The sequence below is a fragment of the Nitrososphaerota archaeon genome (assembly GCA_011605775.1).
In the GTDB taxonomy this organism is placed as follows: Archaea; Thermoproteota; Nitrososphaeria; order Nitrososphaerales; family JAAOZN01; genus JAAOZN01.
In genome coordinates, this window is sequence record JAAOZN010000083.1 from 32859 (window position 1) to 49178 (window position 16320).

General features: G+C 48.4%; 17 protein-coding genes. 10 read left to right on the plus strand and 7 right to left on the minus strand.

The window, feature by feature from the left end:
• Entirely contained in the window at nt 1-2049 is a 2049-nt protein-coding gene (locus HA494_07375; GenBank protein ID NHV97585.1) for a minichromosome maintenance protein MCM, read from the minus strand.
• Complete coding sequence (locus HA494_07380; GenBank protein NHV97586.1) at nt 2049-2660, minus strand: DNA replication complex GINS family protein; 612 nt, start codon at nt 2658-2660, stop codon at nt 2049-2051. The genes HA494_07375 and HA494_07380 overlap by 1 nt, the downstream gene beginning before the upstream one ends.
• 127 nt (nt 2661-2787) lie before the next feature.
• Here HA494_07380 and HA494_07385 point away from each other — a divergent pair, with 127 nt between their 5' ends.
• Genes HA494_07385 through HA494_07395 form a run of 3 tightly spaced genes read left to right on the plus strand, consistent with a single transcriptional unit; the run spans nt 2788 to nt 5869 of the window.
• Nucleotides 2788-3144: a NifU family protein gene (locus HA494_07385; GenBank protein ID NHV97587.1), complete on the plus strand. Its 357-nt coding sequence runs from the start codon at nt 2788-2790 to the stop codon at nt 3142-3144.
• Between the two features lie 9 nt (nt 3145-3153).
• Nucleotides 3154-4908, plus strand: a complete 1755-nt coding sequence (locus tag HA494_07390) for a 2-oxoacid:acceptor oxidoreductase subunit alpha (protein NHV97588.1) — start codon at nt 3154-3156, stop codon at nt 4906-4908.
• A complete protein-coding gene (locus tag HA494_07395; GenBank protein ID NHV97589.1) occupies nt 4898-5869 on the plus strand; it encodes a 2-oxoacid:ferredoxin oxidoreductase subunit beta in 972 nt (323 codons plus the stop codon). The genes HA494_07390 and HA494_07395 overlap by 11 nt, the downstream gene beginning before the upstream one ends.
• A gap of 16 nt (nt 5870-5885) precedes the next feature.
• On the opposite strand, the gene HA494_07400 is transcribed toward HA494_07395, so the two are convergent.
• Nucleotides 5886-6791, minus strand: a complete 906-nt coding sequence (locus tag HA494_07400; GenBank protein ID NHV97590.1) for an NAD-dependent epimerase/dehydratase family protein — start codon at nt 6789-6791, stop codon at nt 5886-5888.
• 147 nt (nt 6792-6938) lie between these two features.
• Here HA494_07400 and HA494_07405 point away from each other — a divergent pair, with 147 nt between their 5' ends.
• Nucleotides 6939-7577, plus strand: coding sequence for a DUF1847 domain-containing protein (locus HA494_07405; protein NHV97591.1), 639 nt, complete (start codon nt 6939-6941; stop codon nt 7575-7577).
• 70 nt (nt 7578-7647) lie between these two features.
• On the opposite strand, the gene HA494_07410 is transcribed toward HA494_07405, so the two are convergent.
• Together HA494_07410 and glgP are read right to left on the minus strand one after the other, a co-directional pair.
• Entirely contained in the window at nt 7648-8037 is a 390-nt protein-coding gene (locus HA494_07410; protein ID NHV97592.1) for a hemerythrin domain-containing protein, read from the minus strand.
• 115 nt (nt 8038-8152) lie between these two features.
• A complete protein-coding gene (gene glgP, locus HA494_07415; protein NHV97593.1) occupies nt 8153-9790 on the minus strand; it encodes an alpha-glucan family phosphorylase in 1638 nt (545 codons plus the stop codon).
• A 329-nt stretch (nt 9791-10119) separates the two neighbouring features.
• Between glgP and HA494_07420 the strand changes: the two genes are divergently transcribed.
• Genes HA494_07420 through HA494_07445 form a run of 6 tightly spaced genes read left to right on the plus strand, consistent with a single transcriptional unit; the run spans nt 10120 to nt 14751 of the window.
• Nucleotides 10120-11571, plus strand: a complete 1452-nt coding sequence (locus HA494_07420) for a CBS domain-containing protein (GenBank protein ID NHV97594.1) — start codon at nt 10120-10122, stop codon at nt 11569-11571.
• Complete coding sequence (locus HA494_07425) at nt 11568-11957, plus strand: 4Fe-4S binding protein (GenBank protein ID NHV97595.1); 390 nt, start codon at nt 11568-11570, stop codon at nt 11955-11957. The genes HA494_07420 and HA494_07425 overlap by 4 nt, the downstream gene beginning before the upstream one ends.
• A complete protein-coding gene (locus HA494_07430; protein ID NHV97596.1) occupies nt 11954-12772 on the plus strand; it encodes a UPF0280 family protein in 819 nt (272 codons plus the stop codon). The genes HA494_07425 and HA494_07430 overlap by 4 nt, the downstream gene beginning before the upstream one ends.
• 24 nt (nt 12773-12796) lie before the next feature.
• Complete coding sequence (locus HA494_07435) at nt 12797-13435, plus strand: RNA-binding protein (protein ID NHV97597.1); 639 nt, start codon at nt 12797-12799, stop codon at nt 13433-13435.
• Entirely contained in the window at nt 13425-14060 is a 636-nt protein-coding gene (locus tag HA494_07440; GenBank protein ID NHV97598.1) for an endonuclease V, read from the plus strand. The genes HA494_07435 and HA494_07440 overlap by 11 nt, the downstream gene beginning before the upstream one ends.
• Complete coding sequence (locus HA494_07445; GenBank protein NHV97599.1) at nt 14032-14751, plus strand: DUF120 domain-containing protein; 720 nt, start codon at nt 14032-14034, stop codon at nt 14749-14751. Before HA494_07440 ends, HA494_07445 begins: the two co-directional genes overlap by 29 nt.
• On the opposite strand, the gene HA494_07450 is transcribed toward HA494_07445, so the two are convergent.
• Nucleotides 14748-15362, minus strand: coding sequence for an FAD synthase (locus tag HA494_07450; GenBank protein ID NHV97600.1), 615 nt, complete (start codon nt 15360-15362; stop codon nt 14748-14750). The two genes, HA494_07445 and HA494_07450, sit on opposite strands and share 4 nt — an antisense overlap.
• 8 nt (nt 15363-15370) lie before the next feature.
• A partial coding sequence (gene dph5 / locus HA494_07455) for a diphthine synthase (protein ID NHV97601.1) occupies nt 15371-16320 on the minus strand: 950 nt, incomplete at its 5' end.

A 16320-nucleotide genomic window follows, 5' to 3' on the forward strand; every position in this document is an offset into this window, starting at 1 on the left:
TCACACAACTTTTCTGAAGTAGCCTGGTCTGACTTCATAGATCTGTCCGCTTCTATGAAGTATCTGCAGCATCCGCTCAGCTTCTTCCCGCTTAAATTTACCAGTTTTAATGAGCTCTTCTATAAACACCTTACCATCTACAGGCTTCTGCTCAGGACCAGAAAGCGATTTAAATACGTCTAAGGCTGTTTCAAGCAGAGTTCTTTCGCTGAGGGGTCTGCCGTGCAAGACGCCTAGATCAACTCTACCCGTCTTCACATCTACGCTTACGGTGCTGAGCATCCTCTCCATCAGAGAGATAGCCCTTAACGCATCCTCTTCATTCACCTTATCTCTTAGCATAACCCTTGCTCTAGCGGTAGCTAATCTGATAAGCGACTCGAGCTGCCTAGGTGTGACGGTTATCATAGATGCATCACCTACACTTCGCATCTTAAGATAATATTCCAGAAGCTTCTCTTCAGCTTCGGGTGTTAAAGTGGGGTTGATTCTCTTAGCGTAGACTATGTACTTCCTTAACAGATCTACACCAATAGGAGGGGGTGTCGCGAAGCTACCCTTCCTATGCGTTTCAAGAATATGCCTAGCTACACGCTCGTCACCAGACCTTTCGGGAACGTCTCTTAAAACAAATATCAGATCAAACCTAGTGAGTAGAGGTATGGGAAGGTTAACGTTATCGGTTAAGTTGCGGTGAGGATCATACTTACCTAAGGTCGGATTAAGCGCTGCGAGTATAGCGGTTCTAGCATTCAACGTGGCAACTATACCACCCTTAGCCACACTACAAGTCTGCTGCTCCATACACTCGTGTAACGCACTTCTATCCTCAGGTCTCATCTTATCAAACTCATCTATACAAGCCAGCCCTTGATCCGCCAGAACAACCGCCCCAGCTTCAAGCATCATCATGCCCGTCTTCTCCCTCACGACAGCAGCGGTCAAACCCGCAGCGGTCGAGCCTCTACCAGAAGTGTATAGTGCTCTAGGGGCGACTCGCGCTACATACTTCAACATCTCAGATTTAGCGGTACCGGGGTCTCCGATCAGAAGCACGTTTATGTCGCCCCTTAAGGTTGTGCCATCTTCCAGCACTCGCTGCGGTGCACCTACGAGCTGTAGCAATATCGCCTCTTTTTGTGTTTCATAGCCGTAGATGGATGGTGCGATAGATGCGATCAGCCGCTCATAGGCTAGTTGCTGTGAGGCGATGCTCTTTATGATCTCCTCATCCTCCTTAGTTATCACAATCTTCTCAGGGGTCTCACCTAATGTTTCAACATAGTTCCCATCGAGTCTAGAGCGGAAGAGCCTGAACTTAACACCACCTAGTGCAGACTCAGGCTCAGCCCTAAGAATCCCAGTAACAATCACCCTATCTCCTGGTCTTGCTTTATTGACAAGATCACCTATCAGGCTCACATCTGTAGTCTGCGGTAGCTGCCCCGGTGGCAGCTCTTCAGGCAGCTCCTGAATTCTTATGACTTGGTAGTCCACAAATTCGGTCTTCTTAGGGTCAAGTTCAAATTCCTTTGACTCGTCGCACTCTGAGCACCTTCTGGGCTTAATAAGGACGATACCCTTCTGCTCAACGTAATTTATGTGACCACCTTTTTTGCACCTCCAAGCAGCCTTAACCGCTAAAGGTCTCAGCTCAGATGTGCGCACCACCATCCCTGCAACAGAGATTAGCTGATCCAGATACTCTGTTGATATGCGCCTTAATTCGATTCTCGTCGGCAGACCCCTTATTCTGACGGTCAACTCATTACGTATCCTCTCCGCATAAGTAGCGTTCTCAACTCTAACAGCTTCGTAGGCTGCGTTCTTGAATGCAGCTAAAGCTTCATCAGGTTCTCGTAAAATCTTCTCTGCCACATCCACATTATAGAATGACAGATCATCGAAGTCTACAACAAGGGACTTCGCACCTGAAATGGGTATCTGTGAAACACGTTCCCTATACTTTAAGGCTCCGGTTTTATCTCTATATGTCTTTATGAAGTCGCTGAATACGTCTTGCAGACGGGCTTGTGTAAGCTCAGCCATCACCCCTCACCTATAATTGAAGATAGCCAGCTCTTGACCAAACCTTTAACAGATTCGATGAGCTTCTGCTCCTCTGGTGTGGTCTTCTCTATCAAATCGGAGGTCAGTGTTGTTGCTGAGGCTATGTAGAGGAGCTTCTGAACCCTATACCTCATCAGATCACGCGCAGCAGCAGCACTCTTCTCATACTGCGTAATAAACTTGGTGTCGCTGCGGGCCTTTTCAGATAGGTCTTCAAGGAATGTCTTTAGGTTGATGTAGAAGTCTTTCTTTAGGGTTGAAAGCTGCAAAGGTCCTTGCATACGCTCTCTGCTGAGTGATTTGAAGAGTTCAGTTTCAAACCCTTCGTTTGGTGCTGAGGCGAAGCCTAAATCAACCAGCACCTCACCGACCCACCTCGGTACTTCCAAACTTGTTCCCTCGGGCTGCTCCTCTATTTTAAACGATGGGAGGTTGATGGGCGGTATGCTGCGTCTAAGAATAATCTTCATTGGAGATAGGGCTAGTAGGTTCTCTCTTACGTTCACCAAGAATTCTATAGGTGAGGTTGTGTCCACGCTTGAGCCCCTCCCTCCCATTTTGCCAACCCTAACCTTTAAACTTGCCCCCACACTTTTGCGACTGGTGTAAACGGTTAAATGCTGCGGTCGGTATAATATTGATTTAGATGCTTCCTAATCGCGTGGCTTCAGAAGGTGGCGAAAACAATTTTAGCTCGCAGAAGGTGGTTATATGGGTATGCAAACACTAGAAGAGAGAATCAAAGCCGTATTGGCGAAGATAAACAGAGAGATCGGAGAAGATACGGCTCTGCGCTACGTAGGGTTTGAGAAGGGGGTACTTAAGATCAGACCGTCTGAAGCCTGCTCAGAATGCAAGCTACTAGCCTTCGAGCTTCAAAGAGGCATACTTAACGCTATCAGAGAGGAGGTGCCTGAGGTCTTAACTATCGTGCCTCTTGGACCAGCGTTCGCCGAAGCCTACTGTGAGAGATGCCATATGCCTATTGATGAGTGTGTCTGCGCCTGCCCCTACTGTGGGAAGATCGATGATTGTGAGTGCGCGTTAGGGTATGGTAGAGCAACAGGTGGCTGAACCTTTTTGATAAACAGCTTCACATATATGATAGGGGGCCAGCAGGGTAGCGGAGTAGATACCTCAGCTAACATCTTCGCCAAGGCGTGTGGTCTAGCGGGCTTACACATCTATGGGAAAAGAGAATACCATTCCAACATAAAAGGGATGCATAGCTACTTTCAGCTCAAGGTCAGCGATAAGCCTGTAAGATCTTTGAAGAGTAGAGTGGATTTGCTAGCTTCGTTTGACGAGGAGACGATTGCTGTCCACTGCGATGAGGTTGCTGAAGGTGGTGGACTAATCTATGATCCGAAGCTTCTAGATAGGAAGGTAGCAGCTATACCAACTTTAGACAAGATTGTAAAGAATAGGATAGTGAAGCGGCTTGAGGAACGCGGTCTAAACTCTACGATCGGCAGCCTAATTGAGGAATGTAAGGCGAGGGGTGTGCAGACGTACCCCATACCCTATGATGGGATACTCGGTGAAATCTCCAGAGCTTCTGAAAAGAAGATCAGCGAATTGGCTAGGATGATCAACGTGCTGGCTGTAGCCTCCAGCCTGGCGCTAGTGGAGCTCGACTTGGCCTTCTTAGAGCAGGCTATAAAGAACGTCTTTAAAGGCAAGGCAAAGGCTGTTGAGGAAAACATTGAGGGCGCAAGAGTTGCGTATGACTACGTTAAGAAGCGCTTCAGCAGCTCCTACCCCCATAAGCTGAAGAGCCAACCTAATGGTAGGCTCATTCTCTTGACTGGGAACGAGGCTATCGCTCTAGGTAAGCTTGTAGGCGGATGTAGATTTCAGAGCTACTACCCGATCACCCCAGCTGCTGACGAAAGCGTCTTTCTGGAAGCGCACGCTGTCTTCCGACTTAACGGAGGCGATGAGTCAGGCTCGATAGTGGTCTTTCAGACCGAGGATGAACTCGCAGCGCTAACAAGCGCTACTGGGGCAGCGTTAGCTGGGGCTCGTGCAGCAACGTCCACTTCGGGACCAGGCTTTTCCGTTATGGTTGAGGGGTTGGGTTGGGCTGGTATGAATGAGGTGCCAGTGGTTGTAACTCTATATCAGAGAGGTGGTCCGTCAACAGGTCTTCCAACTAGGCATGAGCAGGGTGATCTGAGGTTTGCTCTACACGCTGGGCACGGTGAATTCCCTAGGATCGTTATAGCGTCTGGTGATATTGAGGAAGCCTTCTATGATGCTGCAAGAGCCTTTAACTACGCTGAGAAGTATCAGACCCTAGTTATCCATTTGGTGGACAAAGCGTTAGCTAATAGTAATCAGACATTAACGCTGGATCCGAGTTTGGTGAAGATAGAGCGCGGAGATCTTATTGGCGAAGAAGAGGTTGCGGAGATTAAGGCTGCTGGTGGGGAGTATAAGCGGTTTGAGTTTACGCCAACAGGTATTTCGCCGAGGGTGAAGCTGGGTACAAAGGGCTGTGTGCATTGGGCTTCAGGGGATGAGCATGATGAGTTTGGGCACATTAGTGAGAACCCTGAGGGTGTTGAGGTAGGCTTCCTACAAGTAAAGATGCTCTGCCCCCTACCGTCAAAGCACATCGCCAAAATTCTGGATGGTTCAAAGGTGATAGATGTTGAGATGAACTACTCGGGTCAGCTAGGTGGCTTGATCACAGAGAAGACGGGCATAGAGATAAGTAACTACATCGTCAAATATAATGGGAGACCTATGCTGCAAGACGAGGTTTATCAAGCCTTAAGGTCTGTGGTTGAAGGCACAGCGCCTAAAAGGAGGGTTCTGACACTTGGCGCTTAAGCTAGCGGACTTCAAGGAGCAGATACATAACGACTGGTGCCCAGGCTGCGGAGACTTCGGCATACTTAGTGCGCTTCAGTCTGCTTTGGCTGAGCTTGAGTTAGAGCCTGATGATGTTGTGATCTTCTCCGGGATAGGTTGCTCAGGTAAGCTCCCGCATTTCGTTAAAGCATACGGTATCCACACGCTGCACGGCAGACCTTTGCCATACGCTATAGGTGCTAAGTTGGCGAACCCTAATCTGGAGGTTATCGCTGTGAGTGGTGACGGCGATGGGTTGGGTATAGGTGTGAGCCACTTTATCCATGCTGGTAGGCGGAATGTTGATGTGACGTATATTGTGCATGATAATGGTGTATATGGGCTTACGAAGGGTCAAGCCTCTCCTACGCTAAGATATGGTGTGAAGACCAAGGCTCTGCCTGAGCCTAACATAAACGAAGCCGTAAACCCGATCTTCTTAGCGCTCTCAGCCGGTGTAACCTTTATAGCTAGGGGTTATGCTTATGATACTAGACATTTGAAGGAGATCTTCATGAAGGCGATTAAGCATAGAGGCTTCGCTTTTGTCGATGTGCTTCAGCCCTGCCCGACTTACAACGATGTCAACACTAAAGCATTCTACTCTGGTGAAGATAGGTTGGATCCGGTGACTAAGAAGCCTAGACCGCGTGTGTATAGGCTTGAGGATGTTGGATATGATCCTGTGGTGAGGGCTGATATGACAAAAGAGCAGGTTATGGCGAAGATCTCTAAGGTTATCGAGCTCTCGTTCGAGTGGGGTGACCGTATCCCGATAGGTGTCTTCTACCAGAATGAGAATGTACCCACTTATGAGCAGAGGTTAGATCTTAGACTACGAAGCTACCTCTCTAACCCGCCTGCGAAGCAGAGGATAAGCACGCCAGAAGGCTTCCCAGCCGCTGACATAACTGAAATCCTCCAAGAGCTTGCTGTCTAGTCAACGCTTCTCTAATCTAACTGATGACAGCTTTAACCCAGCTGATCGTTCTTCGCAAACCCTCCTCAAATGAGACTATTGGCTCATAGCCGAGCAGCCGCCTAAGTTTCGATATATCTGGGTAGCTTCTCATAGGCTCCTTCTCCGCATCACTTCGAGGCGGTAGGTTTAGGAGTTGTGAGTTAGAGTTTGTGAGACGCTTGATTTCTTCGGCGATCTGCTTGATCGAGCGCTCGACACCAGTCCCTACGTTAAACACCTCTCCTATAGCCTCTTCTTTGATTAGGCAGAGCTCCACGACTCTAGCGTAGTTTTCAACGTAATATGGGTCTGTGGTGTCAGCGCCTCCGTTGTAGAGCGGTATAGGCTCGCCTCTTAAGCAGCACTTAATAAAGTTGGGTATCGCAGCCGTAAGCCTCTCATACTCCCCAAAGATCTTCCAAGATCTTAATATGGTGGTCTTGATCTTCTTGGTTGCTGCGTAGCTTCTGACGAGATACTCGCCGACCACCTTTGAGTAGTCGTAGGGTGTTCTGGGGTTGAAGGGTGTGCTCTCCCTAACAGGGAGCTCGAATGGAAGACCGTAAACGTTTGCTGAACTCGCGTAGATGAACCTCTCCACACCCTTCTTTGAAGCTGCTTCCAGTATATTGAGTGTGCCGAAGTTGTTCACCAGATGTGTTTGGTAGGGGTCTTGGATGCTCATCTTTATGTCAGTTACAGCGGCTAAGTGAACAACCGCATCGAACTTAAGCTTTGAAACTACATCTAGCACAAACACCTTATCGCGTAGGTCTCCATTAAGGTCAGCACCTCTGAGATCTGTAGTTAATATGCTAAAGCCTTTTTTCAAAAGGTATGCTGTGACGTGCCGCCCAATAAATCCAGAGGCGCCGGTTACAAGCAAAGAGAGGTTGGGCATAAGGACAGCCTCTCTTCTCTATCATATAAAAACTGTTTATGGTAATAAGCTTAGAGATGCTTCAACATACTCTAGAGCATAAACCTATGTGATAGTCGTTAAATTGAACGCTAAGTTCAAATATCCTCTTGATTCAAACTCATCGATATGAGTGGTGAGAAATCTCCTCAATGCGCTAAGTGTCCATTAAAGCCCTGCGCAAATGATCCTGAAGCTAAAAAGCCTGCTTTCTGCCCTATGGTTGCATACCCTGGGATCGTTGAGGAGTCTATGAAGCAGTATGAGAACGAGTTTATTAGAAATATTCACCGCTCCTCCACGCTCATCGAGAAGGAGGGGTATGGGTTCTGGCCTAGAGTTAGGGAGGTCGTTGAACTTTGTAGAAGGCTTAATGTTAGGAGGATTGGTGTTGCTTTTTGTGTAGGTTTAAGTGATGAGGCTAGCAAGCTCGATAAGGTTTTTGAGGTGTGGGGGCTTGATGTTTACTCCGTAGCCTGTAAATGCGGCTCCATAGATAAGACGCGCATCGGACTCAAGGAGGAGGATAAGAGGAAACCTGGGCGTTATGAACCTATATGCAACCCAATTCTTCAAGCGATGGTGCTAAATCGTGTTTGTACAGAGTTGAACGTCGTTGTAGGGTTATGTGTGGGTCACGATACCATATTTATGAGGTTCTCCAAGGCTCCGATAGTTTACTTGATAGCTAAAGATAGGGCTACTGGTCATAACCCAGCTGCACCCCTTTACTCCTCACACTACTTCTCAAAACGTATCCTACCCTAATGAGCTCAGCCTGTAGGAAAACTGGTTCTTCTCTTCCTCAAACCAGCTATTAGGGAAAAAACGTTTGAACCTACTTCTTCCCTACCGTTTTTAACACTTCTTCTAAAACTATCTGATACAAAGGTTCCTCTTTCTCCGTATGGCTAGCACCCACTCTACACAACTCTTTGATGGCTTCTTTGATTTGGTTAAGTAGGCTGAAGTGCGTCTTATGCTCCTCCTTCAACTGGGTGATTAAATGCTCTGCTTCCGGCTTAATATGTAAGACAGTCGGGAAGACCTTTTCTTCTTCGATTTTGAAGTGCGGTATTATAACGTTTTCAAAGAACATTAGGAAGTCTCTGCTCGCCGACACCGGGTCCCTATCCAAAGCGCTTTGCAGTTCTTCGAATCTTTTGCGGAAGGTATAATGCTGGGTGTTGAGCTCCTTTAAGGCTTCTAACAGCTCCTCCTGGCTCATCTACTCACGTTGCCAAAGAGATTATCTGTTAATAGATAAGTTTTGCTCGATGGTAATTACGTCTTAGGCTGTAGTTGAACGCGTTTACTATGTGGTCCACGTTTGTGCTGCGATATTATCTGCTGTATGCTGAGGCGATGTATTTGTAGAGCATGTGGTGTGTGTTGAATCTCGGTCCAAGGAGCTTTATAGAGTTCTTCATCATCCTTATCCACTCACCCCTACCCTCCTTATAGTACTTCGGCAAAATTATGTACTCCAGCTTCCCATATAGATCTTCAAGCTCCTTGACGTAGCGCTCCTCAGCAGAAACTTGAGCGTCTGGATACGGACCGATCGCCCAGCCTGTTACGCCTTCTATGCAGCCCTCAATCCACCAACCATCCAGCACACTGAAGTTCAAAACACCGTTAAGTGCAGCCTTCATCCCGCTTGTTCCACAGGCTTCATATGGTGGTAGAGGTGTGTTGAGCCAGAGGTCGCAGCCCGAAACCATCTTTAGTGCCATATCAATATCAATATTATAGTTCTCGAGGTAGACCGCTTTAACGTGCCCACCCAACTCCCTTATGCTGCGGTGCGCAGCCTCAATCATCCCCTTACCATCTATATCACTCCGATGCGCCTTCCCAGCCATAACTATCTGAAGCTTACTCCCCCTCCCGATCCTCTTCAACCTCCGCAGATCAGTAAAGATTAAGGTGTGCCTCTTGTAGCCGGTTGCCCTCCTAGCGAAACCTATTGTCAGAGCGTCATAAGATAAGTCTGTGGAAGCCTTCTGGTTAACATAGTCGATCAAATCCCTCTTAGCCTCCAAATGCGCTTGCCAGAGCTCATCATCGGGTATAAGATCGGCTCTGCTCAGAATCTCTGGCTCTCTGCCCCAGCCGGGCAGATATCTGTCGTAAAGCGTCTTTAGGCTTTTGCAGACCCAAGCATATGGATAAACACCATTAGTTATAGCCTTTATGTCGTGGTCTGGGTATAGCTGCCTAGCGACCTCAGCGTGCCTCTTACTAACACCATTAGCAAAACCGCTCAGATTTAAGCCAAGAAGCGTCATGTTCAGCGCATCTTGCCCACCATACCTTCTCAAAACATCTTCAGGCACTATACCATCTAAGATGCTGCTAACTAAACCATAGTGGTATATGTCGTTCGCAGCGTACACTGGTGTATGTGTTGTGAAGACGCACCTCCTCTTAACCTCCTCCGCCGCCATCTCACACCTTCTAAGAAGCCCCACTGCTACCAAGCTCGTATGCCCCTCATTCATATGATACTTTCTGACGTTATAGCCTAAAGCCTCAAGCATCCTCACACCACCTATGCCCAAAACCGCCTCCTGCTTCAACCTACAAACCCTATCATCCACATATAGAAGGGACGTAATCTCCCTATCTTCAGGCACATTCGCATCCAAATTGGTGTCCAAGAAGATAAGAGGCACAGGAGAACCATCAGCGCCCCTCACATCCATCTTCCAAGCACCCACCTTGACACTCCTACCCTCAAGCTCAACCGAAACCTCAACCGGTAATCTACTCAGATGCTCAGAAGGATTCCACTCATCCGACTCCTCCATCTGCTTACCATCAGCAGATAGAATCTGCTTATAATAGCCCCGCCTATGGAGCAGAGTAACGCCAACAAACGGTAGATCTAGATCAGAAGCAGCCCTCAAGGTGTCTGCTGCAAGTATACCTAATCCTCCGCTGTAGGTGGGTATCTTACTGGAGATCCCAACTTCCATGACGAAGTAAGCAACTACACCGTTGCTGGTTGTTGTCAGCATCGAGCGTCGCCGAAGGTGTTGCTCTTTTACACTAAAGTTATTAAATGTTTTGGCTAACTTTCTATTTAGCCTCTTATCAATCTCTTTTACCAACCGCAGATTTCGGGAAATCGCTATAGGTATAGTTTAATCTAAAATTAAACGCTGTTGAAAAAGCGTATAGTAAAGTTGTTAAATCGTCCGCATCCGCGGGAGGTTGAAGCTGATTGAATGTGGAACGAGGCAAAGAAGAGCTTAGACGATACGAGGAGATAAATGAGAAGATTCGACGTGGAGACGCAGTAGTTATGACCGCTGAAGAGTTCATCGAATTTGTTGAGCAGAGCGGGTTAGAAAAAGCAGCTAAAGAAGTTGATGTTGTAACAACAGGCACCTTCGGCGCTATGTGCAGCTCAGGCGCCTTCCTAAATTTTGGCCACTCTGAGCCGCCTATTAAGATGGTTAGATGCTGGCTTAATGATGTTCCTGTGTATAAAGGGCTTGCTGCCGTAGACGCATACTTAGGCGCTACATCGATGAGTGAAACCAAGCCTTTTGAATACGGTGGGGGGCACGTAATAGAGGATCTGGTTTCTGGTAAGGAGGTTGAGTTGAGAGCTGAATCATATGGCACGGACTGCTACCCGAGAAGAAGCTTAGAGACTACGATCATCTTAGATGATCTTAACCAAGCCTACCTCTATAACCCACGCAACGCCTACCAGAGATACAACGCAGCAACGAACACCTCCGACCACATCCTCTACACCTACATGGGAACACTATTGCCTAGATACGGTAACGTAACCTTCTCAGGCTCAGGTCAACTCAGCCCCCTCTACAAAGATCTGAACTTAGAGACGATCGGCTTCGGCACCAGAATCTTCCTAGGAGGAGGCGTCGGCTACGTGGTAGGTGAAGGCACACAGCATAAACCCCAAAGCGGGTTTGCGACACTCGCGGTCAAAGGAGACCTCAGAGGAATGAGTGCAGAGTATCTGAAGGGCGCTGTCTTCCACAACTACGGCACAACTCTCTATGTTGGTGTAGGCATCCCAATCCCGATCATAAATATGCGTGTAGCAGCCACAGCAGCTCTTAAAGACGAAGATATACCAGTTGACATACTTGACTATAGCGTGCCCTCCAGAGATAGACCGATCATTAAGAAGAGTAATTATGCTGAGCTCAAATCCGGTAAGGTAGTTATAGGGGATAAGGAGGTACCATCATCCCCGCTTTCAAGCATAAAGGTTGCTAGGAAGATAGCTGAAACACTGAAGCGGTGGATAGAAGCTGGAGAGTTCTTCATACAGCGCCCGATAGAACTCCTACCAAACTACAGAGAGTTCAAGCCGCTCAAGATCAAGAAGCGCGAGGTGACAGTTGGCGACATCATGATGCCCCTTAAAGACCTCGTCTTGGCAAAACCAGAGGACGATATAAAGAAAGTAGCGAAGATGATCATTGAGAAGAACATAGACCACGTTCCTATCGTAAGCGAAGAAGGTGTGCTGATAGGGATCGTAACAACCTGGGATCTGACGAGAGCTTTGGCTGAGGACAAGAAGACCTTGAAAGAGATAATGACAAGATACGTCATAACAGCAAAGGAGTCTGAGAGGGTCGATGAGGTTGCTAAGCGTATGGCAGAGCACCACATCTCAGGGTTACCCGTGGTTGATGATGTTATGCGTGTAAAGGGTCTGATTACATCAGACGACATATCCAGGAAACTCGTAGGGAGGAGAGGGGTATGAAAGTGAAGCTCCGATACTCACACGAAGCCGCTTCCAAACCAGTCTTAGCTGAGATCATACTGAAGACTGGGTTGCTGATCAACATCATCGAAGCCAAGCTCACACCAAAGGAGGGTGAGATGGTTATAGATATCGCTACACAAGGCCAAGCACTAAAGAGAGCCTTAGAGTATCTTAGAGCAGCTGGTTTAGAGGTCACCGAGCTCCGCAGCCTAGTTGAAGTCGATAGAGAGCGATGCATATCCTGTGGCGCCTGCATATCGCCCTGCCCATCTCGAGCCATAAGATTCGATGAGAGCTTAGATATCGAGATAGATGAGAGGAGGTGTATAGGTTGTGGTATATGTATAAGCGCTTGCCCACGCAAAGCCATCCAGCTGATTTGAGCACGCTGATAACCCTCCCAAGCATATACCCCACATACCATAGAGACCTCTATTACGCTAACGTGAGGATCAAGGAGTCAAACCTACACATCATCTCAGACGAAGGAGAAGCGATATCTCTCGCAGCAGAAACCGTCTATAAGCAGAGGCTCCTACTAGAACACTACATAAGAAGAGATCTAAGATTTAGGTACGCACTCAAACCGATAAGACCGCTTGATGAAGCACCCGAAGCGGTGAAGCTCGCTTGTGTAGCGGCGGAATTAGCTGATGTAGGCCCTATGGCAGCTTTACCGGGAGCGTTAGCTGACTTAGCTACTAAGAGCATGGGGAGATTGGGCTGCAGGGTAAGGGTGGTTGAGAACGGAGGAGAGGTTTCAGCCGCCTCGCATAAAGAGATATGCGTCGCGCTCTACGCTGGTGCAACCCCCATATCCAATAAGATAGGTTTCGTGTTAGGGGGCGATGGCTTACCAGCTGGGTTGGCTACCAGCTCTGCTACCGTCAGCCACGCGATGAGTTTTGGTGAAGCAGATGCTGCTGTCGTCTACGCTGAAAGCGCTGCTTTAGCCGATGCTGCTGCCACAAGGATATGTAATGCGGTTAAGGGGGAAGATGAGGGTGCGGTGCAAAGTGGGTTGGAGGAGGCGGATAAGATCGATCGCCTTCATGGTGTTTTCATCGTCAAAGGCAGATATGTGGGTAGGAAAGGTAGGTTACCTAAGATCGTAAGAATCAGAGGATTAGATAAAGGCGAAGCAGACTACATAGAACCCTTCTTACACAAATGGTTGGGGCTCGAAAGATATTTGTAGCCGCTTAAACCACCAGAAGGCAAAATGGGTAGTTTAATAGATGTGGAAACGCTAGGTAGGATTGAGGGTAGGCTTAGGGAGATAGAGGAGCGGCGTGAAAAGATCTTAAGAGATGTGCGTGCCGTAACGCTGAACGCTTCCAAAGCTATCATAAGTGTGCACGCGAAGAGGAGGAAGGAGGCTGAGCGTCTACTTAAGGAGTCGAGGAGGGTTTTGGTCGAAACCTCTAAGATAGCTGGAAACGACCTCCAAAAGTATCTTATTCAACCGGCAGCAGAGTTTGTTGAGGCATCTATAACCATAGCTGTATCTAAGAAGAAGAAGAGCATCCCTAAGCAGGAGGAATTAGGTGTAGACGACATACCCTACCTCTTAGGTATCTTAGATGCGGTAGGTGAGATCAAAAGAATGGTTTATGACCGCTTAAGAGAGGGTAGGGTGAAGGAAGCCATAAGGCTCTTCAAGGCGATGGAGGACATATACGCTTCATTAACACCCTTCGCAGCCTACGACCATATCGTGCAGGGGATAAGGAGGAAGACCGATGTCGCCAGGGTACTGATAGAGGACACGAGAGCCATCGTAACCGAAGAATTAAGGCGTGCCGCGCTCATAAAAGACCTTCAAAAGACAATTAAAATGGCGGGCAGCGATGAACCCTAAGCCTATGGAGGATCAGATAATATTCTTCGAAGCTATGCAGAAAGCTATAGCCAAGCTCTACCGAAGTGGGGTTGAGCCGAAGATAACCAAGGTGTGTGGGCTTGACGCAGCCTACTCCAACAACACCGCATCGGCAGCCGCTGTGATCTGGGAGATCGGGAAAGGTGTTGTTGAAAAGAGTGTGATAAGAAGCACCCCCTCCTTCCCCTACATACCAACACTACTCTACGCCAGAGAAGCACCCCTCTTATTGGCTGCATACAGAAACCTTAGGGGTGTGCCAGACCTCATTCTGGTGGATGGTCACGGCTTAGCCCACCCTAGAAGAGCTGGTTTGGCTACAGTGATAGGTGTTCTTCTCGACCAACCTACTGTTGGTGTGGCTAAGAGGCTTCTTGTTGGTGAAGTTGAAGATAGCGGTAAAGCGCTCGCTAGAATAGTTTATGAGGGTAGATGTGTAGGATACCGAGTTAAACCCGAGGGTTGCAGAGCCTTTTACGTAAGCCCTGGGCATAAAGTTGGGTTGAGTGGTGTGAGGAGAATAATTCAACTACTAGGCTTAAGATACCCAGATGCGCTTAGAGAGGCTGATAGGCTTGCAAGAAGCTGGAGACAAGCAGCCTAAGATAAAACCAGCGCTCATACCTACGCTCATAGAGCTTCTTCTGCTGGGCGCCAAAGATGAGCCGATCAAGATCTCGACCTATGAGTTAGCTAAGAGGATCGGTCGCTCACAGCAAGCGGCATCCAACCACCTACTTGAGTTGGAGAGGGAGGGCTACGTAGAGCGGTTAAGGGTGAAAGGAGGCTTCGGGGTTAAGCTGAGCGAGCAGGGTCTGCGGGTATTGGCTGACATCTACCAGAGGCTGAGGCAAGCTCTAGAAGCTATGCCCGAATCTATTACGCTACGTGGAAGGGTGTTCACAGGAATCGGGGAGGGCGCCTACTACGTTTCTCTGAAAGGGTACCGTAAGCAGTTCATAGCTAAACTAGGTTTCGACCCCTATCCGGGCACGTTGAACATAAAGCTCTCCACACCTGTCGATAGGAGGCTTAGGCGGGAGCTGGAGCATTACAGGGGCATAAGGATACACGAGTTTGAGGATGGGCAGCGAACGTATGGTGGGGCTAGATGCTTTAGAGCGACTCTAAACGATGTGGTGGAGGGTGCTGTGCTCGCTATAGATCGTACACACTACGATGATAGTGTAGTTGAGTTTATAGCGCCTGTGAATGTTAGAGAGAGGCTTGGGTTGAAGGATGGCGCTGAAGTAACCGTTAACGTGCGGTTGATGGAGGATGATTCTGAGCGCTAAAAGTCTTCTAATACGTCGTCCCTTGTTCTGAGGATAGTGGATGTCTTCACATGGGGTTTAGGGGTATCTAACCTCACCACCTCCACTTTTACACCCCGCTTCTCGCTCTCTGAACGCAGCTCATCCTCTCTGTGCTTCTGATCATACCCTAGTGCTATTATGTCTGGGCGTACAGCTTCGACAACCTCGTAGATGCTCGACTCACTTCCCAGCAGCGCTAGATCAACGTATTTAACTGAGGAGACGAGCTCAACACGTTCAGATTCGCTATTTATGGGCATATGCCCCTTATTCGCCAAGACCGTCTTATCCCTCGCAACCGAAACTACGAGCACATCGCCTAGAGCCTTGGATGACTTCAGCGTGTAGATGTGCCCCGGGTGTATAACGTCGAAGACCCCGCCTGCTAAAACCACCTTTAGAGTACTTCTACCCTTTTCGGTTAAGAGGAGGGTGCCACGGCTTCTCTTAATCAAACCTTTTTTCGCCGCTTCCTTAATCAGCTTCCTTAGTGTTGCTGTGTTGAATGGTAGTGTCTGTTTGAGATCCTCTATCCTCGCGGCTCCTTGCTTTATCTGGTTGATGAGGATCTTTGCTAAGACCTCTTTTATCTCCTTGTTCACCAAGGTACCTCCACCAAACCTAGGAAGCGTAGCGCATCTAGAAGCCCTTCGGCGTATCCTATGCTTAGTATGGCTAGCTCAGGCTTTCCTTCGTTTAGGAAGCGTAGTGCGTCGCTGCTGTAGCAGTCGACGTTTTCAAGTAGATCGGTGGTGTTGAGTTTGGTTTCCTTTGTGGTGAGCATCTCTCTTACCCTCTTTAGGGTTGCGCGGGTCTTCTCAACGTATCTGGGTACTAAAATGTTAGCCTTACTCTTGGCGTATTGTGTGTTGTTGGCGTTGCTGCACTCTGTCTTGAAGAGTGTTTCGACGGCTTCTGCTTCTGTAAAGTGTAGGTCTGCTGGTATCACTATGCTGTAGGGTGGTTCGCCGTAGTCGTAGTGTAGGAGATCTTTGAGCTGCCCAACTTTTATCAGCTGGTTTCTTTGGCATAGGCGTGCTGCGACAGCTGCGAATAGATTTGGGTTGAGGATTCCTAGCCTCGCTTCTTCGTCTGCGTCGATCAGCATCTTTAGGGCTTCGCTTGGGGTTAGGTTTCGGTTTGGGTGCCACTCTAGTAGTAGGAGTGTGTGTAGCCCTCTGAGTAGGTTCCAGTGGATGGTGTCTAGCACTGTGAGCGCTGCTTGTGGCGATGCTGTTACGGTGACGGTTTTGCCGAATTTGTATTGGTGGAGCCCTAGTTCGCCTGCTATGCAGCAGACTATGGATGTGCTGTGTATTATCTTGGTTTGCACACCCTCTTTGACCGCTCTCACCCTGAGCTCTTGGTGTGTTGTCGCAACCATGGGGTCTCCTGAGCACGCTAACGCTACATCAGCCTCCTTCGCCTCTCTAAGAATCCTTCTACCATCTTCCACGAACTCCCTAGACACCTCCCTAACCTCTCTTCCCAAGAACTCTGCCAGCTCCTCTGCCGATGGCGCTGATGGGTTTGTGTAGCGCTCAAGGT